This window comes from Mesorhizobium sp. M7A.F.Ca.CA.002.04.1.1 (assembly GCF_004022805.1).
Taxonomy (GTDB): Bacteria; Pseudomonadota; Alphaproteobacteria; order Rhizobiales; family Rhizobiaceae; genus Mesorhizobium; species Mesorhizobium ciceri.
The window spans coordinates 1-879 of record NZ_RZPL01001171.1 but is presented as its reverse complement, the minus strand read 5'-3'; the positions used below and the strand labels follow the sequence as shown (position 1 = coordinate 879).

Below are 879 nucleotides of genomic sequence, written 5' to 3'. Positions count from 1 at the left end.
GCCTCGAGGTGGCCCGCGCCCTTCGGCTTCAGTGTGATTTGATCGGCAGGTACGGCAACCAACTCGGCATAGGCGGCGGCCTGCTTGGGAAAGCGCGGCATCCCGAACACCTCGTCGCCGATCTTGAAGCCGGTGACGCCGGCGCCGAGTGCTTCGACAGTTCCCGAGATATCCCAACCCAGGATGAAGGGCGGCTCGCCGAGCAAGGGGTAGTAGCCGGCACGGACGGCGCCATCGACCGGATTGATGCCCGCGGCCTTGACACCGACCAGCACTTCGCCGGCCTCTGGCGTGGGATCGGGCTGATCGGCGATGACAAGGACGTCGGGTCCGCCGACGGAATTCTGGATAGCGGCACGCATTGAGATATCTCCTGCTCGGTTGATGCCACTATCATTTGGATAGTAATAGTCCCTTGTCCAGTATGTACCTTTCTGATACATACGCACCTCATGGATAGTGAAGATGATTGCGGTTTCGGCTATGACGCGTTCCGGCGAACGTGTCCTTCGCACACGGTGCTGGAGATGCTGGCCAGCAAATGGGTCTATCTGGTGGTTTGCGCGCTGCGCAAAGGCCGGCTGCGCAATGGCGAGCTTGCCCGGAAGCTTGACGGCATCACGCCGAAGATGCTGACCCAGACGCTGCGCGTGCTCGAGCGCGACGGATTGGTACGGCGCGAGATCTTTCCGGTCATTCCGCCGCGCGTCGAATATGAATTGACCGAGCTCGGTCAGAACCTGGCGGGACTGCTTACCCAGATCAGGTCATGGGCGGAGCAGCATGCGCCGGATATCAAGGATGCCCGTGCAAGGGCAATTGCCGAGAATGAAGGGGATTGGGCCGCGTAGGGCGGGTTTCATTCTTCTGGGCGTATTC

General features: G+C 60.9%; 2 protein-coding genes. One reads left to right on the top strand and one right to left on the bottom strand.

What is annotated here, in order from left to right; all coding sequences use genetic code 11:
• A partial coding sequence (locus tag ENZ75_RS33085) for an alcohol dehydrogenase catalytic domain-containing protein (RefSeq protein WP_164888234.1) occupies positions 1-362 on the bottom strand: 362 nt, incomplete at its 3' end.
• A 90-nt stretch (positions 363-452) separates the two neighbouring features.
• Here ENZ75_RS33085 and ENZ75_RS33080 point away from each other — a divergent pair.
• Positions 453-851, top strand: coding sequence for a helix-turn-helix domain-containing protein (locus ENZ75_RS33080; RefSeq protein WP_013529906.1), 399 nt, complete (start codon positions 453-455; stop codon positions 849-851).
• Positions 852-879 lie beyond the last annotated feature (28 nt).